The organism is Polaromonas sp. P1_G2 (assembly GCF_056405515.1).
Genome location: NZ_JBFUBY010001567.1, coordinates 1 through 383, shown reverse-complemented (window position 1 = coordinate 383; position 383 = coordinate 1). Strand labels below are relative to the sequence as shown.

Annotated in this window: 1 pseudogene; it reads left to right on the top strand. The window is 61.1% G+C overall.

The window, feature by feature from the left end:
- A pseudogene (locus tag AC1D0P_RS31575) lies at nt 1-383 on the top strand (hypothetical protein); the annotation flags it as partial.

Genomic DNA, 383 nt, shown 5'->3' with positions numbered 1-383 from the left:
ATCACGGCGTTCAACAGTGCCGACGACCGGCTGCGCGACATGCTGGCCGCCAACGACCAGAAAGGCGCGATGAACCTCGAAAAGACCGAGGTGCGCACGGCGCTCGCCAATCTCGACACTACCCTTCAGACGATCCTGAACAACGAGCATCGCCAGATGCAGGCGGCCAACGACGCCAATGACATTGCCTATGGCACCATGCGCAACCTGATGATCGCCGTCGCGATCGGTGCGGCCCTGATCGGCATCGGCGCTGCCTTCTGGATCGCGACCGGCATCGGCCGGGGTCTCGGCAAGATCAAGACCGTCGCCGACGGCGTGGCGATCGGCGATCTCAACCAGAAGATCGAAATTACCACCAATGACGAGATCAAGGATGTGAT